At 44.6% G+C, this 21,270-nt stretch carries 21 protein-coding genes and 1 pseudogene; 6 read left to right on the forward strand and 16 right to left on the reverse strand.

Annotation, left to right across the window (positions count from 1 at the left end; translation table 11 throughout):
* The 5 genes and pseudogenes from ACYQ2M_RS04865 to ACYQ2M_RS04885 form a co-directional block, all read right to left on the reverse strand.
* A partial coding sequence (locus tag ACYQ2M_RS04865) for an efflux RND transporter permease subunit (RefSeq protein ID WP_459915200.1) occupies positions 1 to 2,703 on the reverse strand: 2,703 nt, incomplete at its 3' end.
* Positions 2,700 to 4,106, reverse strand: a complete 1,407-nt coding sequence (locus ACYQ2M_RS04870) for an efflux RND transporter periplasmic adaptor subunit (protein ID WP_459915201.1) — start codon at positions 4,104 to 4,106, stop codon at positions 2,700 to 2,702. The genes ACYQ2M_RS04870 and ACYQ2M_RS04865, both read right to left, overlap by 4 nt.
* A gap of 80 nt (positions 4,107 to 4,186) precedes the next feature.
* The gene (locus tag ACYQ2M_RS04875; RefSeq protein ID WP_459915202.1) at positions 4,187 to 5,212 is read right to left on the reverse strand and encodes a uroporphyrinogen decarboxylase/cobalamine-independent methonine synthase family protein; all 1,026 of its coding nucleotides are present in this window, start codon (positions 5,210 to 5,212) and stop codon (positions 4,187 to 4,189) included.
* Position 5,213: 1 nt separating this feature from the next.
* Entirely contained in the window at positions 5,214 to 5,411 is a 198-nt protein-coding gene (locus ACYQ2M_RS04880; protein WP_459915335.1) for a hypothetical protein, read from the reverse strand.
* A 114-nt stretch (positions 5,412 to 5,525) separates the two neighbouring features.
* Positions 5,526 to 6,083 (reverse strand): annotated as a pseudogene (locus ACYQ2M_RS04885) (4Fe-4S binding protein); the annotation flags it as partial.
* Between ACYQ2M_RS04885 and ACYQ2M_RS04890 the strand changes: the two are divergent.
* The 3 genes from ACYQ2M_RS04890 (at position 6,064) to ACYQ2M_RS04900 (ending at position 7,897) form a co-directional block, all read left to right on the forward strand.
* Entirely contained in the window at positions 6,064 to 6,231 is a 168-nt protein-coding gene (locus ACYQ2M_RS04890; RefSeq protein WP_459915336.1) for a hypothetical protein, read from the forward strand. The pseudogene ACYQ2M_RS04885 and the gene ACYQ2M_RS04890 sit on opposite strands and share 20 nt — an antisense overlap.
* Before the next feature lie 505 nt (positions 6,232 to 6,736).
* Complete coding sequence (locus ACYQ2M_RS04895; protein ID WP_459915203.1) at positions 6,737 to 7,330, forward strand: CBS domain-containing protein; 594 nt, start codon at positions 6,737 to 6,739, stop codon at positions 7,328 to 7,330.
* A 30-nt stretch (positions 7,331 to 7,360) separates the two neighbouring features.
* On the forward strand, positions 7,361 to 7,897 hold the full coding sequence (locus tag ACYQ2M_RS04900) for an HPP family protein (protein WP_459915204.1): 537 nt from the start codon (positions 7,361 to 7,363) through the stop codon (positions 7,895 to 7,897).
* 53 nt (positions 7,898 to 7,950) lie between these two features.
* Here ACYQ2M_RS04900 and ACYQ2M_RS04905 read toward each other — a convergent pair whose 3' ends face one another.
* From ACYQ2M_RS04905 to ACYQ2M_RS04950, 10 genes are all read right to left on the reverse strand, one after another.
* On the reverse strand, positions 7,951 to 8,475 hold the full coding sequence (locus tag ACYQ2M_RS04905; RefSeq protein WP_459915205.1) for a hypothetical protein: 525 nt from the start codon (positions 8,473 to 8,475) through the stop codon (positions 7,951 to 7,953).
* 90 nt (positions 8,476 to 8,565) lie between these two features.
* On the reverse strand, positions 8,566 to 9,639 hold the full coding sequence (locus tag ACYQ2M_RS04910) for an NAD(P)(+) transhydrogenase (Re/Si-specific) subunit beta (protein ID WP_459915206.1): 1,074 nt from the start codon (positions 9,637 to 9,639) through the stop codon (positions 8,566 to 8,568).
* Between the two features lie 23 nt (positions 9,640 to 9,662).
* The gene (locus ACYQ2M_RS04915; protein WP_459915207.1) at positions 9,663 to 10,400 is read right to left on the reverse strand and encodes an NAD(P)(+) transhydrogenase (Re/Si-specific) subunit beta; all 738 of its coding nucleotides are present in this window, start codon (positions 10,398 to 10,400) and stop codon (positions 9,663 to 9,665) included.
* Complete coding sequence (locus ACYQ2M_RS04920; RefSeq protein WP_459915332.1) at positions 10,364 to 11,014, reverse strand: Rossmann-fold NAD(P)-binding domain-containing protein; 651 nt, start codon at positions 11,012 to 11,014, stop codon at positions 10,364 to 10,366. Before ACYQ2M_RS04920 ends, ACYQ2M_RS04915 begins: the two co-directional genes overlap by 37 nt.
* A complete protein-coding gene (locus ACYQ2M_RS04925; protein WP_459915208.1) occupies positions 10,978 to 11,427 on the reverse strand; it encodes a HEAT repeat domain-containing protein in 450 nt (149 codons plus the stop codon). Before ACYQ2M_RS04925 ends, ACYQ2M_RS04920 begins: the two co-directional genes overlap by 37 nt.
* 263 nt (positions 11,428 to 11,690) lie before the next feature.
* Positions 11,691 to 13,034, reverse strand: coding sequence for a sigma-54-dependent transcriptional regulator (locus ACYQ2M_RS04930; RefSeq protein ID WP_459915209.1), 1,344 nt, complete (start codon positions 13,032 to 13,034; stop codon positions 11,691 to 11,693).
* A 7-nt stretch (positions 13,035 to 13,041) separates the two neighbouring features.
* Complete coding sequence (locus tag ACYQ2M_RS04935) at positions 13,042 to 14,592, reverse strand: sensor histidine kinase (protein ID WP_459915210.1); 1,551 nt, start codon at positions 14,590 to 14,592, stop codon at positions 13,042 to 13,044.
* A gap of 300 nt (positions 14,593 to 14,892) precedes the next feature.
* Positions 14,893 to 15,195, reverse strand: a complete 303-nt coding sequence (locus tag ACYQ2M_RS04940) for a hypothetical protein (protein WP_459915211.1) — start codon at positions 15,193 to 15,195, stop codon at positions 14,893 to 14,895.
* Positions 15,196 to 15,246: 51 nt separating this feature from the next.
* Positions 15,247 to 16,158: an ADP-ribosyl-[dinitrogen reductase] hydrolase gene (gene draG / locus ACYQ2M_RS04945; protein ID WP_459915212.1), complete on the reverse strand. Its 912-nt coding sequence runs from the start codon at positions 16,156 to 16,158 to the stop codon at positions 15,247 to 15,249.
* Between the two features lie 196 nt (positions 16,159 to 16,354).
* Positions 16,355 to 17,230 (reverse strand): NAD(+)--dinitrogen-reductase ADP-D-ribosyltransferase, encoded by an 876-nt coding sequence (locus ACYQ2M_RS04950; RefSeq protein WP_459915213.1) that lies wholly within the window; start codon positions 17,228 to 17,230, stop codon positions 16,355 to 16,357.
* 634 nt (positions 17,231 to 17,864) lie between these two features.
* Between ACYQ2M_RS04950 and ACYQ2M_RS04955 the strand changes: the two genes are divergently transcribed.
* The gene (locus tag ACYQ2M_RS04955; RefSeq protein WP_459915214.1) at positions 17,865 to 18,110 is read left to right on the forward strand and encodes a Nif11-like leader peptide family natural product precursor; all 246 of its coding nucleotides are present in this window, start codon (positions 17,865 to 17,867) and stop codon (positions 18,108 to 18,110) included.
* A gap of 445 nt (positions 18,111 to 18,555) precedes the next feature.
* The gene (locus tag ACYQ2M_RS04960) at positions 18,556 to 20,244 is read left to right on the forward strand and encodes a long-chain-fatty-acid--CoA ligase (protein WP_459915215.1); all 1,689 of its coding nucleotides are present in this window, start codon (positions 18,556 to 18,558) and stop codon (positions 20,242 to 20,244) included.
* A 115-nt stretch (positions 20,245 to 20,359) separates the two neighbouring features.
* Here ACYQ2M_RS04960 and ACYQ2M_RS04965 read toward each other — a convergent pair whose 3' ends face one another.
* Positions 20,360 to 20,908: a rhodanese-like domain-containing protein gene (locus tag ACYQ2M_RS04965; protein WP_459915216.1), complete on the reverse strand. Its 549-nt coding sequence runs from the start codon at positions 20,906 to 20,908 to the stop codon at positions 20,360 to 20,362.
* A gap of 74 nt (positions 20,909 to 20,982) precedes the next feature.
* Here ACYQ2M_RS04965 and ACYQ2M_RS04970 point away from each other — a divergent pair, with 74 nt between their 5' ends.
* Positions 20,983 to 21,114 (forward strand): hypothetical protein, encoded by a 132-nt coding sequence (locus ACYQ2M_RS04970; protein ID WP_459915217.1) that lies wholly within the window; start codon positions 20,983 to 20,985, stop codon positions 21,112 to 21,114.
* The last annotated feature ends 156 nt before the right edge of the window (positions 21,115 to 21,270 follow it).

Below are 21,270 nucleotides of genomic sequence, written 5' to 3' on the forward strand. Positions count from 1 at the left end.
TCCGATGAGGGAAAAGGGAATGGCCATCATGACAATGAGGGGTTCCGTGTATGTTCTGAATTGAAAACTGAGCAGTAAAAAAATACCGATGAACCCCACCCCCATGGATCCCAACATGGACATCCGGGCGGTGTTGGTTTCCTTCAATGAACCGACGATGGTGAGTTTTAAATCCGGATATGTTTCATGAAATTCATTGAGATATGTTTTGCTAAAAAGGGCGATGAGTTCATTGGTGTTGAGTTGGCGGGTATCCACATCCCCGCGCAGGGTAACGGCCCGCATGCCGTTGTGGCGGGCGATCCTTGCCCATCCCTTTTCCTTTTTCCATTCCACCACTGCCTTCAGGGGGACCTGTCGGCTATGGATTGTCACAAGTTTGAAGTTTTCAATGTCCTGGAGGCTGTTGCGGTTCATTCCGGCCAACCTCACCTGGATTTCATAGGCTTCCGCTCCCACTTGAATTTCATCGGCCTCAAGACCCTGGAAGGCCGCCCGGAGCTGGTTTGCGGTTTCAGTGGCATCAATGCCGATGCCATGGGCCTCTTTTCGTACCTTCATGCGCAGTTCAGGTTTTCCTGGGCGCAGGTCATCGGCCAGGTTGACCACGCCCTGGAACTGAGCAAACCAGACCTTCAAATCGGTTACGGCCTGTTTCATTTGATGAAGATCTTTGCCCCGCAGTCGTAATTCAATGGGCTGCCCCCCCGGACCAAACCACGGTTTACTCAGGTTCAGGCTCATTACATCGGGCAGGCTTCCAATTTCGCTTCTCCAAAAGGCAAGATATTCGTCGATAGTGCCGGATCGTTTTTCGGCGGTGAGCAGATCAACGGTGATGGTGGCCACATGGGGACCATTTTCAAAACTGTCCGTATTCCGATTGAACTGAACATAGGTGTTTTGGACCAGGTCCCGGGTTTCCGGCTGGATTTCCTTGAATTTCAGGTTGGTCCGATCAAGGGCGGCAAGAATTAGGTCCACCACGGTTTGTGTACGTTTCAGGGGGGTGCCCTGGGGCATCAGCAAACGGGCCACCACCACATCTCCCTCCATCTCTGGAAAGCCCTGGAATTTTATTTTTCCAGATGCCAGCATTCCAATGGAAAGAATAAACAGCCCCAGGATAACACCCAGAAAGGGGTATCTCCATTTCAATAAAAAGTCGATGCTTCGGCCCAGGAGACGATCCCTCATCCAGTTGAAAAACAGATCAAACCGGTTCCGCAATACGTTTTGTCTGTCAGAATCTGGCCGGTTCATGGCATGGTGGAGATGGGCAGGCAAAATCCAGAATGCTTCAACCAGGCTGACGGTCATGACCAGAATGAGCATCATGGGAACCACCTTTAGAACGTTCCCAATCTGACCATGGATAAAGGCCAGAGGACCCAGAATACAGAGGGTGGAGAGAAAAGAGGAGATAACCCCCGCCGCGACTTCCCGGGTTCCGTCCATTGCCGCCGCAAGGGGAGGTTTTCCGTTGCGGCGGTGAACCATGATATTCTCGGCAATGACAATGGCGTCATCCATGATCAATCCCAGCGCCATGAGCATTCCCACCATGGTGAACATGTTGATGCTCAACCCGGTATATGGAATCAGAAAAAAGGCCCCCAGGAAAGAGACGGGCAGGCCCATGGCCACCCAGAAAGAGATACGCATATTAAAAAAGAGCCACATGGTTGCAAATACAAGCACCAACCCCTGGATTCCGTTGATGATGAGCATCTGGAGGCGGTCTTTTAAAATAGTTGTCTCATCCTGGGTAATGATCAATTCCATCTGGGGATGACGTATTTTTTCATCCGCCACAAAGGCTTTTACCTTTTCGGCCACCCGGATGGCATCCTGTGTGTTTGATTTTTCAATTTTCAAGAGGGCAATCTGTCTCTCCCCGGACATGATTTTATCTTCATCATGCTCAAACAGGTCCTGGATGTCGGCAATGTCTCCCAGACGGATTATTCCGCCTTTTTCGGTGTCGAGAATGATCAGATTTTTTAGGGTATCGGGGGTGCGTCGTTGATCCACAAGGCGCAGGATAATATCCCGTTCACGGGTTTCCAGGATTCCCAGAGGAACGTCCCGGTTCCGGGAGGCAATGCGCTGTGCCACTTGGGCTGCACTGAGTCCCAGGCTTTGCAGTGCCCCATCGTAAAGGGAAACCCGGATCTGGTGATCGGAAAACCCCTCTATTTTGATCAGGGAAATTCCAGCCTCCTTTAACCGGTCCTTGAGATCTTCGGCATAGGCCTTGAGGTCAATCAGCTCCATGGGGCCTGAAACCAGCAGTGACAGAACCGGATCGGTCCGACCCAGCTCAGTTATGACCGGGTTTTCAACCTGGGGTGGAAAATCATCAATGGCGTCAATTTCCGTTTCAATGTCCCTCAAAAAGGTCTGGATATCACCTTTTACATCCATTTCAACCACAATTGCGGCCACTCCTTCCCTGGCATCCACCCGGATCTCTTTTACAAAACTGATTCCGTCAATGGCGTCTTCCACCCGGCGGCCGATCACCTCTTCCACCTCCTGGGCCGTGGCACCGGCATAGCAGATGCGGATCTCAACTTCGCTGGGGGCAAAATGGGGCTGGGTTTCCCTGAGTATTCGGGAGGTGGACAGGGCACCGGCAATGAGAAATGCCACCATCAACAGGTTGGCAGCTGTGGGGTGCCGGGTAAAAAAACGAATCATTGCGCCACCCCTCCGGCCTGGCTTTCGGCCTTAACATCTTGTTCCAGGGGCGCATCAATCATGGGGGTGACTTTCATCCCGATGATGGCAGGTGTGGGATCGGAGACCACAACCATCTCTCCTGGTGACAGGCCGGATTGGATTACTGCCACATCCGATTGGACAAAATCCACCTGGATTTCTCTTTTTTGAAGGCGATTGTCTGAATCCACAATAAAAACGCTTTTATTGTGGATAGCCGATCTGGGAATGACCAGACGCTCTTTCTGCACCGGCCCTTGAAGTTCAACCCGGCAGAACATGCCGCCGGTTAAAGGAGGGCGGATGCCGGGAATTGCTTTCTCATAGGGATTGTCAACTGCAACCACCACCCGGATTTCCCGGGTCTGATAATCAAGAGCTTCCCGCCACCGGTCTATTCGTCCATGCCATTGGACGGACCAGTCACCGCTCTGGAGATGGACCAGAACGGTCATTTTCTGAAACAGAGTTTTAAAGGTATCCGGAGTTATCCCGGACTGGAATTGTTTTGTTTTCTCCTTATCCAACAGGGTTCGAAAGGTGTCCAATGAAAATCGGGCCTCAATTTCAGTGAGCCGGGTGGCGTTGGCCTTGAAAAGTAATTGACCGGCCCGTACAAACTGGCCGGCATCCAAGTTTACATCATCCAGCCGGCAATCCATGGGTGCCTTGATGGTGGTTTTGGTAAGATCAATTTCGGCCTGCTTGAGATGAGTTGCTTGTACGGTGAGAGCTGAGTTCAGGGCCTTTTCTTTTGATGGGATCAGGGCCAGACGGTTTTTTAATTGTTGAACTGCCTGCTGTTGTTGAAGCAATGTCCGTTGTTCCCGGTCCACCGTGTCCCGGGAGGTGGCATTGCTTTTCAATAATACTCGGGTTCGTTCAAAGGATTTGGTGGCCAGCACCAGAGATGCTTCTTCAATGGCCATTAAGTTCTTTGTGTTTTGTCTGGTTTCAGAAAGCTCTTGCAGGTTGGCCCTGATCTCTTCAATATTGGCCTCCAGCCGGGCGATGGTCAGATGGTATTCCTTTGGATCTATCTGGATCAATACCGTGTGGGCCGGGATCATTTCTCCGGATTTCAATTGCGGATGTATGGACAAAACCGTTCCCTGAACCTCTGAGATGGCCTCCCAGATTTTACCGGGTTGGGCCACACCGAATCCAATGGCCCGGGGAACCAGTCCCACGTAAGAGGTCCTGATGACCCGGAGCGGGGTGACAGATTCTGTTTCTGGTTTTTTGGTGGGAGCGGACCTGTGCATGACCAGATATCCCACCGCCAGAACAGCGGCAGCAACCGGCAGGAGGGTCAATATCCCCTTAAATATCTTTGTTGTGATTTTTTTTATGGTCATGGGGTTGCTTTTTATGGGCATCATTTCAGGCCTTCTCTTATATAGTGACGGTTAAACTTGTCTTTTAAAGATATTTTGGGCTTGCTCACAAGATCTGCCACTTTTCATATTAACCTGTACGCTTCCCTGAGATTTTCAGAAAGTTTTTGAGTTAACTGAAATGCCTTTTCAACGGTTCTCTCTTTGTCCTGGTTGACAAGGCAGCAGGTGGCAGGAGATATCAGGCTTTGATTCAAAATCTGATCCAATGAGATACCTTTTTGGGTTAACGCCTTCCAAATGGTCTTCAGCTTAAAGGCAAGCAACTCAAGGTTTTCTTTTTCAAAAGTTTCAATACCGGTTGGAACGATTCCCCAGACCAATATTCCGTTTCTGTCCAAAAAACTTTTAATGGAATGGGAACAGGATGAAAAGATCTCGGCATTGGTATAAACATCAAATGATAACACATCCATATCCATCCCTAAGAGAAAATCCCAATCCGGGTTGCCGCAAAGATGTATCCCCTTGGGGGAATCAATTGTGGAAAAAAACAAATCCAGATCCTTTTTGGCTTTTTGTTCTCCGTATCCGGACATGGCTGAAAAAATGAACTGCATACCGGGTTCGTCAATAAACATGAATGCGTTGGGATTTTTTTCTTTCAACCTTTTAAGCTGAATATTTATCCGTTTTGCCATGATTTCAAACATAAACGGTCTGATCGTATCGTCAAACAAGATGGGGCGGTCATCTTGATCAAGAACATTAAAGCCAAAACTGACAGGACCCTCAAGCTGCCCCCGAATTGCTGGCCTATTCGTAAGATCCATGTCCAAAAATTTGTGGTATACTGCAGAATAGGTGGGACTGACATCGAAATATTCAGGATCTTCAAAATGGGACATGGTTTCTTCAAACTCTTCTATGAATTTATCCATGGAAAATCTCAGCGTTTTCTTGTCCATATCAAGCAGTATCCCCGGAAAATGTTCTGCCGCCTGAACATACATATCTTCATAATAGCTGTAGTTCGGTAACTGGGGCCAGAATGGTATGTCAAGACTTAATGCGGTTTTAAGCGCCTGATCCACATTCGTGTGTGGCATGACTGCCATTGCAGTGGTCATTAGATTACCGGGTATGGTCATTTTATTTTCCTTTTTCTTTAAAATATTGGATTGTTTGACCTTTTTGTGTCTGAATGTTTTTCATTGCTTTTATCATTTTCTCCATTTTTTTCGGGTCAGCCGATCCGTTAGAATTCCATGGCAGACTGTTCTGTATTACATACCTGAGATAGGTCGGTTTTGTAATCTCGTTTTGCCAGTTACCCGATATTTTGGCCATGGATATACCCATGAAAAATATGAAAATTAATATCAGGGCAATTCCGGCTTGCCCAAGTTGTATATTCCCGGGAAATAGGAAAAAGCCCAGGGTCTGTTTTTCAGGACAATTTTTCACACAAGTCATGCATGCCGTACACTCTGAAGAGTGAATGCTTTTCTTTTCCCTGATTTTTATGCGGCTGGGGCATTTTTCTTCGCATCTGCCGCAATTGGTACAATTAGATGGATTTCGTTTGATTCTCCCGATACTCAAAAAGCTGAACACTCCCAGAATAGCACCGTAAGGACATAGATATCTGCACCAGAAATAAGGAATGACAAATGACAATAAAAACAATACAAAGATAACGATCAGGGCGGTATTTGAAAAATGGGTAAAAAAATGCAGCATTTTTATGTCCGCAAATTGATTATAAGGACTTTGAATAAACTGCTCAATGCTTTGTATGGGCATTTTGTAAAAAACGGACCAGACAAAGAAGCCGGCCAGGGTATATTTGATGCTTCTCAGTACCACGTCCGCCCAAATCGGCAGAACCACTTTATGTTTAAAGGATAGGCCATTTAATTTTGCAAAAATATCAGAAAGCAGACCTATAGGGCAAATCCAGCTGCAAAACCCTTTTTTTAAGATTAATGCTGTCAAACAAATGATTGAAAAAATCACCATTCCCGATGGATGGATGGTGTTTATTTTTCCGGTAATTAAAAAATGTTTCAGGCTGACCAGGGCGCTGATCGGCAGAAAGGCCTCGACACCGGGCGGTCTTTCAAAGCTCGGGAGGATTCCGCTTTCAAGTTGGGCGACAAAGGTGTAAAATTTGGCCCCAATGATTATGACGATAATGCATGACAACAGTTGAGTCAGACGTCTTATTGAGAAAATCCACATTTTCATTTTGTGATTTTCAAAGAATTTTTTCATGATAGCGTCTCTTTTCCCTAAGATTTTTTCGGGCTTGATCACAAAATGGGCCAACAGTTACCGTTGGTGCCAATGGGGTCAGGCTTGTGTTATTGACGTTATCGACCACAGCCTGTGCAAATGCCAAGAGCAACGATAATGCCAATAACGCAAGCCTGACCTCTCCCCAAAGTGCCCCATGTTGTGACCAACCCCATTTTTTTTAGAGCCTGTTTAAATATTATTGGCTCTTATAGCTTATTTATCAAAAAAGGAACTTGATCTAAGTCAATGACTTAATCAGGAAAATTCATTATTTTTATGGCGACTGTCGCTGAGGCATCCAGTAAAACATTTTCATAAAGCAGTTTTCTTGTAAGGATAGCCATTTTACCCAAACCTTTTATAGAGGGGATGATATGAAATTTAGTTCACTCAATGAATGTACCCTGCCAATTTCAGATGAAGATATTTTTCAAGCCATGAAACAGATACCAGGGTATCTGGATATTACACCCTCTGATTTTAGGGAAGTCTATCTGGTGGCCTTTGCTCAAGCCATGTCCCGCATGAAAAATGCCATTACTGCAGATCAGATCATGACCCGAGATGTCGTCACAGTGAGCGAAAACACCTCACTTATGGAAGTGGCAAAAAAAATGGCCGACAACAAGATCTCCGGTCTTCCGGTTGTCAGGGATGATCTTAGCGTTGCAGGCGTCATATCTGATAAAGATTTTTTAAAGCGGATGAATGATGATCATGCGCCGTCTTTTATGCGTGTTGTTTTACAATGTCTTGAAACCACAGGCTGTATTGCAGCGGGCTTTAGAACTCTTGTGGCGGCAGATATCATGTCTTTTCCCTGTATCACCATTGTGCCCCGAACCCCTTTAATGGAAATTGCCAATCTTATGGATCAGAAGAACATCAACAGGGTGCCGGTCATTGATGATCAATCAAAACTGCTGGGGATTATTGCCCGATCAGACATTGTTCAGACCATTTGTTAATGGAAATAAAAAAATAGGAAATGTAATTTAATGTCGTTTTTCAGCAAAATGAGAGGGGGAGGGCAGAGCCCGCCAGCGGTTGGTTTTTCAGAGATCGCCTGGTCATGGGTGGGTGCTTTTCTGGGGATAACACCGGTGGCTTTCTTGAATTATAACCTTTTCAGCGGTGATGATCTGGTTTATATTATCGGATCTTTCGGGGCTTCAGCCGTATTGATATACGGTGCGGTCAGGAGCCCTTTGGCGCAACCCAGAAATTTATTGGGCGGGCATGTCATATCTGCGGTTATCGGGGTTATTGCCTATAAATTACTTTATCCATTTCCCTGGCTTGCGTCCTCAATTGCCGTGGCCACAGCCATTGCCGTCATGCATGCAACCAGGACACTGCATCCTCCCGGAGGGGCAACTGCCTTGATTGCTGTTATCGGCAGTGAAAAAATCCATGACCTTGGTTTTTTTTATGCGGTCATTCCAGTTGGGGTCGGGGTTTTGATCATGCTGATTGTTGCCTTGATCGTCAATAATCTGGCAACCTCAAGAAAGTACCCTGAGTTTTGGTTTTAACGTTTTATTAGGTAGTCGCCACACCGAAACCGCAAAAAAAATGGGCGTGCCGGTCATGATTTTAATCCAGGTTCAATGGCTTTGTCAAAATGATTGGCCTTTTCCTGTGTGAGTTTCAAATCTTTGATGCTGAAAATCATCATTCTGCAGGCCTGAGTAAAAAGACGGTTTACCAGAAACAGGGTGGACAGATCCAGATGTTCGTTTTTAAGGGCGATGACGGCCGATTCAACTTCCTCTATGGGTGTATTGGCGATATGAACACACAATTGTTCTTTATGTTCAGGAAAAAGTTTGACAAGATACGTCGTCATCACTCCCACAATTGGCAGAAAAATCAGAACTCCGGTAATATTAAACACGGTGTGGAACAGGGCAATTCCGACCAGACCATTGGTTGAGACATCTACAAATATTTTAACGACCATAATCATCACTGGCAAGGCCAGAAAGGCGATGAGCCCAGTCACCAGGTTGAAAAACAGGTGGCTTGCGGCCACTCTCTTTTTGGGAGGTGTTCCTCCAATGGCTCCTAAAAGCACCGTGGCCGTGGTGCCGATATCGGAGCCGATGACCATGGCCGCAGTTTGAAATGAAGTCCGAAAGTTGAGATACTAATATTGTTAATCCCGGTTGGACTACGTACCCATACCGGGAAAAAAATATATTTAAGACTGAAATTTAGTCTTGTTTTTTAGCTCTTTAATCATCAGGATTGCCGTTGCCTTAGCATCACCTGTCGCCATTAATGTTTTTGAATCTTCATACAAGGGATTTTCAACCCCGGAATAACCAGGTTTGGTATCATAGTTGCACACTATCACCCTTTTCGCATTGTGAGCCATGAGTATGGGCATTCCGGATATGGGTGTTCCCGGGATATCAATGGCAGCGGAGTTGACTACATCACAGGCCCCGAATATAACAGCCACATCCGTTTTTTGAAAATCAGGATTGATCTCATCCATCTCATAAAGCCGGTCATATTCGATGTCCGCTTCAGCCAATACAACATTCATATGTCCCGGCATCCTGCCAGCCACGGGATGAATGGCGAATTTGACATCCTTTCCCATGCTTTGGAGCATCTGAGACAGTTCCACCACTTCAAACTGAGCCTGGGCCTGGGCCATTCCATAACCCGGTATAACAATGACGGTTTCAGCAGCCAGTAATTCTGCCACTGCGGATTTAATGACGTCATGTTCACCGTGGGAATTTAATACGTCATTATCTCTTGTCTCCTGGGAAACCTCTTGAAAAAGATTTTCAATGGTTTGCTTGGCATCCCCACATAAGAGTGTTGTTTTTTCATTCTTGTATAATGGATTGTCCACACCGGAATATCCCGGACGCTCATCTATATTGCAGCATACGACATGGGAGGCTTCATGGACATGGAGTATGGGCATTCCCGATATGGGAGAACCGTTGACTTTAATTGCAGAAGGATTTACCACATCACAGGCCCCTACGACCAAAACAAGATCCGTATCTTTAAAGCCCGGGTTTATATCATCCATTTCTTTCAACAAGTCATAGTCAATACCCGCCTCAGCAAGCAGTACGTTCATGTGCCCCGGCATCCGGCCTGCAACCGGATGAATTGCGAACTGAACCTCTTTACCCATAGAAATCAGGGATTCAGTCAATGCGATTACTTCAAATTGTGCCTGGGCCACGGCCATACCGTATCCGGGGACGATTACTATTTTTTTTGAACAGCGTATTTTTTCGGCCACATCTTTAAGCGGATCTATTTTTTCTAAACAGGGCTGTTTTTTTCTAACCCAGGCTGTGATTCACTTTTTTTACCTTGGAGTGTATCCTGTTTCTGCACCAGCGGCACAAACACCCTGTAAAGGCTTCGATTCATTGATTTGCATATTACGTGGGTCAGAATGGAACCCGAAGCAGCCACTGCTGCACCACAGGAAATCAACAGTTTATTGCCAAGAACCATACCGCAAAGGGCCGCGGCAAGTCCGGTGGTTGCATTAAGAAATGATATCAGCACTGGCATGTCTGCACCACCGACACGAATGGCAAACAGAACCCCGAATAAAGCAGCGGAAATAATAATAACGACCCAGACGGTGATCCCCAGGGGTAAAGGCATGGTGCTGCTCAATGCAAAAGATATCAATCCGACAACTATAAGAAAATTTGCACCGAGAATAAGCGTATGCCCTTTAAGTTGAACAGGGGTTTGATTCAGTTTGTTGGCAAGTTTTCCTGCGGCTATCATGGAACCTGAGAAGGTGAAAGCCCCCATTACCAACCCGAGCAGCCCGGATATCTCGTTGACAACGTTCAGGTTGCCCCTCATCAATTCGACAAAGGCAATCAAAAAGGAGGCTAATCCGCCTGCACCATTCTGGAATGCCACCATGGCAGGGATTTGAATCATGCTGATCCGGGTGACAAGCCAAATTCCTGCCAAAGAGCCGATCAATAAAGCACCCGTCAAGATATAGGGATGCTGGGGAGGGTGTCTGAACATGACAATGCCTTTGCATACCCCCCTTCTCCCACAGCGATCTCGGGCGGCACATCGAATCCTCCAACCTTGACGCCCAGGCTTTCGGCCTCTTTTTTTGCATCCGGGCGAATATCCACCGCTTTGACGACCCCACCAAGGCGCTTCCCTGTGGCAATTGCCTGCAACCCCACAACACCTGTTCCGATAACCAGAATGTTGGCAGGCTTGATCATCCCTATGGATGTCCCGATCATGGGGATAAACTTAGGAAACTGGGCTGCTGCCATGATAATTGATTTATACCCTGTAATTGCACTCATGGAAGTCAAGGGGTCCATCCGCTGTGCTCTGGAAATTCTGGGAATGCCGTCCATGGTAAATGCGGTGATCTTTTTTTCCATCATTTCCTTTACATCGGAGTGGTTTGACGGTGCGGCCGGATGCAGGAATGTAATAATAATCCTGTCAGCGTTTGATTTGTTTTTTATAAGATTGTGTGCCGGACCTGCGGCCCTCCTCTTTGTTAAGGAGCAGATGGAGGTATTAACGAAAACAGGCCCGGGAGCAATGGTACCTCTTTTTTTTATCCTGGTGTGGGTCAGGCAGCTTCTAAAACCATCTGAATTTTCTCTAATGTAATGTCCAGGGCATCATGAAAAATCGGTGGTGCCGGAGAAGACAGCAGACGTGTTACTTCATGGTTGGCCTCATCGATGAATAAGCGGGCAAGGTCTTTATTGAGATCTTTACTTTTCATTACAACCGGCACAAGCGTAGATAAAGCCTCTGCTGCCATTATGCGAACATTATAGTAGATATCTTCTCGCTTGAGCAATTCAACAAGCAGCGTTACCGTATCCACACTGGGATTTGTCAAGGTTGATGAGGCTTCAACCGCAGCTTCTCTCAATCGCCAATTGATATCGCAGCGAAGCAACTTGATCAGTTCCTCTTGATGATTGTTTAACTCACCCGTATCTTTCAGGTGTTGTAATTTATCTAATACACTGCCCCAATCCATCAAATTTCCAAAGCTGTAGTCTTTCATAATTTCTCCAAGTTAGTTTTAATAGACCGATATTCGGTTTCTATGCCTTTTTGCTTGCCTTCTAAAGTCATCAAATATGATTTGATGAAAAATCATCAAATTGTTGCAGGCATAAATAGCAACAGCTGTGCCAAAGATATAAACAAAAATAACATTTTGAAATTGTTAGATATTTTAAGATGGGTGGGGTGCGTATACTGTGGTTGAAACGTCGCGAAATGCAACGAAGGGGCAGATTGCATCAATGGAATAGCAGGTGGGATCTATTGAATTTTAAAGCGTTTTATAATCCGATAGAGAGTGGAGCGATCAATGCCTAAGATTTTAGATGCCTGGGTTTTATTGCCACCGGTGGTTTCCAATACATCCTGAATATGATTTTTGCTCATGTGATCCAGGGAGTTAATATTCCTACGTGGTTTTTTTGAGGCTGTTTGTTTCAAAATATTCGGAAGACTTTGAACAGAAAGAATAGAATCCTCTTCGAATAAAGTGGCTCTTTCAATGATGTTTTCCAGTTCTCTCACATTGCCGGGCCAGGAATAATTTTCCAGCAATTTTAGCGCACCGGAAGATATTTTATTAATCTGTTTTTTATTTTGAGCAGCATACTGTTTTAAAAAATGGAAGGCCAATAACTCAATGTCACCTGTACGTTCACGCAAAGGCGGTAAATTAACAGTTACGACATTGAGTCTGTAGTACAGGTCTTCTCTGAAGACTTCTTTCTCAATCATCTCCTCAAGATTTCTGTTGGTAGCAGCGATAATTCGGACCCGGACAATTTTTCGTTTAAACGATCCTACTGGCTGAATTTCTCCGGTTTCAATAGCTCTCAGAAGTGCCTGCTGCAAGCCTTTGCCAATATCACCAATTTCATCGAGAAACAGAGTCCCACCATCAGCTGCTTCAAAAACGCCACGTTTATCTGATACGGCACCGGTATATGCACCTTTCACGTGGCCAAACAGTTCACTGGTCATTAAATTTTCATTTAATGCTGCGCAATTAACAGGTATATATGGTTTTGAAGTCCGGTCTCCATTATAGTGTATCGCCCTTGCTACCAGATCTTTTCCGGTTCCGGTTTCTCCACGAATCAGAACGGTTGTTTTAGAGTTTTTTACATGGTGAATGCTCTTAAAAACATCCACCATGGATGGGCTTGCCCCTATTATATTATCAAAGGTGTTTTTCTTGTGTAATTGACTTTTTAATCGGGCATTATCAACGAGTAATGCTTTTTTTTCCAATGTTTTTTTTACGACAAGCTTGAATTCGTCCATATCAAATGGTTTCATAATATAATCGTCAGCACCTTCTTTCATGGCAGAAACAGCTGTATCCACCGTTCCGTAAGCTGTGATCATAATAAACAGGATGCTTGAATCATACCTTTTTGCCGCTTTTAAAACCTGTTTGCCATCAATACCAGGCAGCTTGAAATCTGAAATGATCAGGTCAAATGATTTTTCTTTTATGCATTGAAGGGCTTGTTCTCCAGATTCTGCAGAAGCTGTTTCATACCCCTGCTTTTTGATGACATGCACCAATCCTCGGTTCAAGTTAACATCATCTTCAACAATTAATATTTTGAACGCAGGCATTTTATCATTAATCCTCTATAGGCAGTTCAAGCGTAAAACTTGTACCCGACTGTTTTGAGTTATTGGGGGTTGAGCTTACGACTTTTAAATCACCGCCCAATTTTCTTGCCATTTCATAGCTGACAAATAGACCTAAACCAGTGCCTTCTCCTGGTTTTTTAGTTGAATAAAAAGGGGCGAATATGTTTGAAATGTCTTCTTCAGGAATCCCACTGCCGGAATCGGTCACTTCAATTTTAACCATTTTCAGTACCGGGATAAAGCGAGTTTTCAATTTAAGATTGCCGCCATCAGGCATTGCTTCAACAGCATTTGCAACCAGATTCGTTAATATTGATTGTAAGGTACTGGCATTCGCTATGACATCAGGTATGTCATTTTCCAATTCCATTTCCACATGGATATTTTTTGAATCGCAGTGAGGAATGGTAATTTCCATCAATTTAACCAATAATTTATTGCAGTCAACTGTTGGGGAATCACTGTGAGTGTGCCTTGAAAAGTATAAAAGATTTTTTATAACGCTGCTTCCCTGTTTAACCTCATCAATCACGGTTGACAGATGCTGGCAGATGCTATTTTTATTGAGATCCTCCTCCTCCAGCTCTTCAAGGGCAATTTGAGTATAAAGTAAGGCATTTGCCAAAGGCGTATTTAATTCGTGGGCAAGCCCGGAAGTTAGTAACCCCAAAGATGCCAGCTTCTCATTTTGAATGAGTTGAAATTCCATTTCTTTTTCACGCTGATATTTTCCTTTCAGCATGTTTGCTATAGCCGTTGATATAAAAAAAGCCAAAAAAAACACAACACATCCAGTTATGGAAGCATAAATCAGTGCTTTTTTTTCAAGTTCCTTAATACGATTTAATATCTCAACCATATCCTGATCAGCAACAACAATCCAGTTGAAAGGAGGTATCCTTTGTCGTGATTGCAAGACGGTTTCCCCACGGTAATCAATTGATTGATGGGCAGACAACTTGCTATTTAATGGTATCTCCTGGATTGAAATCTTGCTTTGAAGGGCTTTGGCTCCGAATCGGGAAGTAGATAAAAACAACCCCTCTTCGTTGACCAGGTATACCTCACCAGTATTTTCTATATTATTTTCCTTTAATAGTGCATCAATGAACCTGAAATCAACCAAGGTATAGAGATATTTTGGATCATTTCCATTCTGGCTCGTTAGTTTTTTGGATAACATTAATACTGGATTTGATTTGTCTTTGCCTAAAACTTTAATTTTTTTTTGTATTCGAACACCCTTCCATGACAAAGTGGGCTCACTGGATGTTTCCAGAATTTTGGAATCAATGAGTCCTCCTCTTGAATTGAATATCAACTTTCCGGACTGGCTTAAAATAAAAAAATCAATATATGGTCTGCGTGGATCATTTTTTATTTGGTTAATATGATACTCGAAGTTTGAGTCTGAAACATCTAAAATATTACTCAGCAGATTAATATCATTCACCCGTTCTATCATGAACTGCTTGATAGATTCTGCGTTCCTTTTAGATAAATTCATTAAATACGAAGCTGCTTTTTCCTTAATCATTTGTTTCCCTTGGGATATCCCTATATATCCGAAGGATATCAGTGGTACGAGTCCAATCAACATAAATACGGCGATTAAAAGCAATCGAAATTGTCGAAAGTATAATCTTGTGAGTTTTGTATCTATGATATCACCATGAATAAGTTATAATTTGGGGTTGGTCACAGCATGCACCCCCCTTATCAATCAGCACCCTCGATAAAAAACAAGACCCCCAAATGCGACATGAACCTTGTTTTTTGACAGAATCGCCACTGTGTCAATCAATACCGTTTTTCACTTCATACAATGAGATAGGCCTTATAACGGGCGCATTCCCATTTTCCCGGTTTGATCACAATATGGTTTTTTTGTCATAGTTGGTGGGGCCAACGGGGTCAGGTTTGTGTTATTGACGTTATCGACCACAGCCTGTGCAAACGCAAAAACCACCGATAATGCCAATAACGCAAGCCTGACCCCTCTCTGATTAAGCATCCAACCGGGAAAATGGGAATGCGCCCCCTTATAACTGATTCCGTCGGACAGGAAAATCAGGGCATCAAAAAGGCGACTGCCCCAGTCACTGAGTCCATCCAGAAAATCTACTTTTTTGTATGGCACATTCCTCATTATTGCGCCACAATTTTCCGAGCTATGCTGTGCATAAGCCAGTCATTGTATCCGGGCCAGAGGAGAGTGGTTTACAAGGTGTTCTGCCAGTAGAGGAACCTCGGAAGAGACCTTGGGGTCCAGGCATTTCAACCAGCGTTTGGGTATTTGACGGCCCCCGTAAAGTGCACCGGCAAGCATGCCGGCCAGGGCCCCGGTGGTGTCTGCATCCCCTCCCTGGTTCACGGTACCCACAAGGCACTCTTCAAAGGTTTGTGTTGAAAATAGAAAATGAAATACGGTCTGCACGGTATCCACAACATAGGCAGAGCTGTTTTGGGGATAGGGATGATAGCGAAATTTTGGGTGTGCCATGATAAACTTGTCGACAAGGTCACGAAGCTGGTTCCGTGTGGCCCCCATAATGGCACGATGAACTAGATGGCCAAAAAATATACATGCCGCATCGGACAGGGGATTGTTGTGGGTAAGGTGTGCCTGTTCCACGGCATAGCGAGCAAGGATTTCTTTATCCCCCAGGCTGTAAAGGGCAACGGGAACCATGCGCATCAAGGCACCGTTACCTGCATCCCATGGGCTTGGCGGGACCTCAAGACGGTTATGTACAATGTAGTTCTTGATGCCCCTGGAACAGGTGGAGCCGATGTCAATCGGGCGACTTCTCATCCAGTGGGCAAAGCCTTCAGCAATGGCTGATAAATTCCACCCGCCGGAATTTTGAATGGCCCGCCCCATCCAGATGGACATCTCAGTATCGTCGGTCACTTGGCCGGGTTTGAGATAAAGCCATCCTTTTCCGATAATCTGCTTGTGTACGCCAAATTTAACTTTAATTTCTCGGGAGGTCATGAATTCTGTGGTGGCACCCAGGGCATCTCCCAGGGCAACCCCCATGAATGCTGCCTTTGCCTTGTCTATAACTTCCTCCCAGTCAAGTGCTTCAATGTTTTTCATTTAGATTACAGATCCCTTATCTCCCATGGTTATCTGTATGACAGATAAATAATTGGATTATCGAGTTTTTTATATGAAAATGTTGACAGCAGAGCTCCCAACGGTCACCCGATCCGGTCCATTCGGATCCAAAGGCGATCAGCCCTTTTGCCTTGCCAGGCGTTAAGAAACTTCATTATTTGTCAGGATATGAACGTTATACCAACCGTCTTGTGATGTCATAGATTCCACCGATGACCAGTACTTCCTCTTCTCCCCTTAGAATCCCTGCGTGGAGAAATGAGCCGTCAAAGAATATTTTTGAAACCGGCACCTTTGCTTCGAACACAAAGGTGCCAAACTCCCATGCCCGTTCAAAATCGTGGGTAAACGAATTTAGGCTGTTGAGACGGACCACGGCCCTTCGATCATCCTTTTGTACAAGTATTTCATGTTCATCAAAATCGTAAATGCCCCTGAACAGGGTGATGTGGGTGAGGCTGGAATCTCGACGTTCCATCTCGTACTGTACAAACTCATAGAGAAGATCCAGTTGTGAAAAGATGGCATTGGTGCGTGCAGCCGCCTCCATGCGGTCTGTCAAGTAAGCAAAATATTTCTCGCTGTTCTTTCCCGGAATATGACCGCGATGATAGGTGGGTTGCAGCCCCATTCGGCTTTCCACCCATCCCTTTATCACAGCGCCTTCAACGGAACTTGCATTGAACAGCCATCCCCGGAGAAATCTAAGATAACTGTGTTTGAGACTGACATGATCATTAGGTGCATCTGCTTTGCGCCATTGGTGAAGATGAAAGGCAACTTCCATGTAATCTTGAAATATCCTGGCCCTTTCCTCCCAGGTTGATAATTGATCCAGTTGGTTGAAAAAATGAGAATGGGTGGTCCGAACGCCTTGAATATGCAGCTGCTGTGGGTTGTCATTAAAGGCTCTGGAACCAACAACCCACGGCGGTACATTGCACAGGCTGAATTGACAATGGGGAAAACTTTCTTCCATTTTAGCCCTCTGGGAGGTTGTTTTTTTTACCCTTGGCTGCGTTTCTAAATGGCCGGGGGCGGTGTTTTTCACTGTATTTTTCTCCCTTTGAACTTTGATGCGTTTTTTATTGCCTCTTCTTCTTATTTGAGAGTGGTCACAACACAAGCTTGACTCCATTCCTCCGCCAACTGTGACGGGTGTCCATGTATTTGCGCAGGCCCCATTTCTGACATGATAAGCAAAAATTGGACCAGTATTTAATTGTCGATGCTCATAACCCAACTCTCCTTACTTGCATATAGCAGAATTGTTTTTGAGTTCAGAAATGGGGCGTGAATGCAGGATAAAAATTTTTGAATTTCACTCCAAAATTGAAAGTATTTATATGTTTAGTCTCAAAATTGTAATTAATTTTTTTAAGTGTTATGTTTTTTGTTTTTGAAGGTATGGTAATCTATTTGTATTAATATCAGACTGTTGAAATATGATTTTGATCAATCTTGCAGGGCGGCATCCTGTGTGCAAATCAATGGATTGTCAGCAGTGTCAACAGGGTGCGTATTTATAAAGGGTTCTACAGCCATAAGTTCTCTGCACGTTTTGTGCTGATATTGCTGAACTCTATGAAATTATTAAGCTTGAACTATGACAACTCATGTTGTTGGCGATAATGATTTGAACAAGTTATGAGAACTTATGACTCTGGAGTAAAGGAGATAAGACGATGTCGGTAAATGATGCAAGGCGATTTATTCATTCAATTCCAGAAAATCATGGAATCAGGGATACACTGAATCGGTGTGAGAGTTACGATGCAATTCACAGGATTCTTGAAAAGAATGGGTTTAAATTTAATTCTGATGAGTTTGTTGAAGCATGGAATAGTGAGGTGGCCAGCTCACCGACAAAGGCGTGTCACGATGAATTCAATGATCTGCGGATGTGGTGGGAACTTTTGAATCGATTTTAAAGGGCCTGTGCCGGCAAACCCGATGCGAACCCAAAATATTATGGATAAAGGAATAAGGTACGCCTGGCTCCTCCTCCATTTTTAGGAACATCAAAAACGTGGACATTGCTTCACACCTCTGAATTGAGAATAAAAAAACACCTTGAAGAAGAGCTTCATTTAAATGAGTGAACAATGTTTGCTTATTTGTTTTTTTTTCTTGACAGTAATCTGCTTTTACCTTTATCACTTGAAGATTAAATCTTTTGGCTGATTTCTGGGTGAGCTGTTTCAGGCTTGTGTTGCTGCACTTTTGATGGTGTTCATATCCGTGCTGTATCCGTTATCAGGAATAAATGGATATAAGCCCGTTACGTAGGGACATTACCTTTGTCTTCAATTTATAAAGATCTGAAATCCAGCAGAGGCCTCTCTTTTAACCGTGAAGCGAAGAAAGGAGATGAAGTTGTCTGAGCAAAGTGTGTATTCCCAAAAAAACTGGCTAAAGTCCTATGATAAGGGGGTTCCAGATAATATAGAATTCAAGGATATCTTTATTCCCCAATACCTTGAAGCATCCACAAAAAAATTCCCGGACACCCCGGCCCTGAATTTCCAGGGGTATACCCTGACCTTTACGGAACTCAGTGAAATGGTGGCAACGTTTGCAGCCGGACTTAAGGAAGAGGGGATACAGAAAGGAGACAGCGTAGCCATCCTGCTTCCCAATGTCATTCCCTGCGTGGTGGCCTATTATGCCACGCTTAGAATCGGTGCAATTGCCGTGTTCAACAATCCGCTTTATTCCGACAGGGAACTTGAACATCAGTTTACAGATTCAAACTCTAAATTTTTAATTACCCTTGACCTTCTGGCTGCCCGGATGGTTAAACTCAGAGAAAAAACCAGTATAAAAAGCATTGTTTACACGTCCATTGGGGATTATCTGCCCTTTGCGAAACGTCTTTTGTTTCCTCTGGTTGCTAAAAAAAGAGGGTTGGCAGCCGATGTGTCCCCTGCAAAAAATCTGTATAAATTCAAAGATTTTATTGCCGGATGTGCCCCGGATTACAGCCAGGCGGATGTCACAATGGATGATGTGGCCATGTACCAGTACACCGGGGGCACCACGGGCGTGTCCAAAGGCGTCATGCTCACCCACAGAAACCTTTCATACCAGGTTCAGCAATTGGAAGCCTGGTTTCCCGGGTTTGATGAAGGGGCTGAAGTCATGCTGGGAGCCCTTCCTTTCTTTCATGTGTTTGGCATGTCCGTCTCCATGAACCTGGCCATTCGCATGGCCTGGACCAACGTCCTGGTTCCCAAACCCCAGCCGGAACCATTGCTTGAATCCATCAGCAAGTTCAAGGTCACCTTTGCCCCCCTGGTTCCCACCATGTATATCGGTATGCTGGATCACCCGGATATGGATAAAACAGATTTAACTTCAATTAAGGGATGCTTTTCCGGAAGTGCGCCCCTGCCCCTGGATGTGATCACCAATTTTCAGCAAAAAACAGGCTCCATTATTGTGGAGGGGTTCGGATTAACGGAATCGACCCCAGTTGCCTTTGTAAATCCCTTCCATGGCACCCGGAAACAGGGCAGTATCGGTATTCCCATTTCCAATACGGAAGCTAAAATTATGGATCTTGACGATAAGACCAAAGAAGTGCCTTTGGGCGAATCCGGGGAATTACTCATCCGGGGTCCCCAGGTCATGAAAGGGTATCTTGGCAGACCCGATGCCACCAAGGAAACCATCACCGAGGATGGGTTCCTCTTAACCGGTGATGTTGCCACCATGGATGAGGACGGATATTTTTATATTGTTGATCGGATTAAAGACATGATTCTTTCCGGAGGATATAATGTGTATCCACGGGATATTGACGAAGTCCTGTTCGAACATCCCAAAATCCTGGAGGCCTGCACCATCGGCATTCCCCATCCCAAGCGTGGAGAGGCGATAAAAGCCTTTGTTATTCTCAAGCAGGGCCAGGAAATGACTGCCCGGGAAGTGATAGATTATTGTGCCACAAAGCTTGCCAAATATAAATTGCCAGTGGAGGTAGAGTTTAGGGAGGCGTTGCCCAAGTCCAATGTGGGCAAAGTTTTGAGAAAAGATTTGCGTGCCGAGGAACAGGCAAAATAGGGGATGCGTTCGTACCATAACCATGACGGATCCGACCGGACTGAATGTCCCGGGTCGGATCTGTTTCTTGTAAAGATCTCCATACCCTTTGGGTTGAGGAGATCTTTTTTATTTTTTAAGGTCTGTACGCCAGTGTTGGATCAATTTTGTATGTCCAGGGAGCACCGGAATTCTTCCAACCGTTAACGGTTCGATACCCTTTGTCGTCCTTGTCGCCTTCAAAGCCGTCAATGATATTATGGACATTTATAAAGCCTGCCAGGGCCAGTTTGTTGATACATGCCGCACTTCTTCCTCCGGAACGGCATGTTACAAATATGGTGTCGGTTTTTTTAAATTTTGCTTCCACCTCGGCAACAAAATTTTCGTTGTCAGGCATTATTAATTTGTTGTCTTCTGTCAGGCCCGGTTTAAGGAATTTTAGGGGAATGTTTACCGCCATGGGGGCATGGCCAACAAAGGCATATTCACACGGCGTTCGAACATCCAGGATTTGGATCGTGTCCGGGCTTTTCGTGTATTGTTCATAGGCTTTTTGTGCGGTGATATATTTTCCCAGCGTTGTCTGTTTCTTTTTTGGAATTTCAGGATTTGCAAAAGATGAGATGATAAAAAGAAATGCCAGAAATTGAACGACCATAAATAGTGCCAGATTTTTTTTCATGCTGTCTCCCTGTTTGAAATACGGTAATGTGATTAAGCACACTGTGATTGATGGCGATGCAGGAATCTTTGATTATGAATTCGGAAGTTGCTTTGTTTTGCCATACAATGCGAGCTAATGCTCATTTCCATATCAACATAAAATTTGCCTGTAAAGAAGAAAAATTTTGGATAAAAGTTTTTTCTGAAGACCATATTGCGGCTTGATCACAGCATCGCTCATCCGGGGAAGAATTGTTTAAAAATTGAACACTTGTTAATGTGTGATTTGACATGTGATTAACAAACAAAGATTTAAACAAAAGAGAGCTCAATGAGTGTTGTGATTTCTATGTCTTTCTATGTCTTTCTATTTCAGTTGGT

The organism is Desulfocicer niacini, from assembly GCF_054657595.1.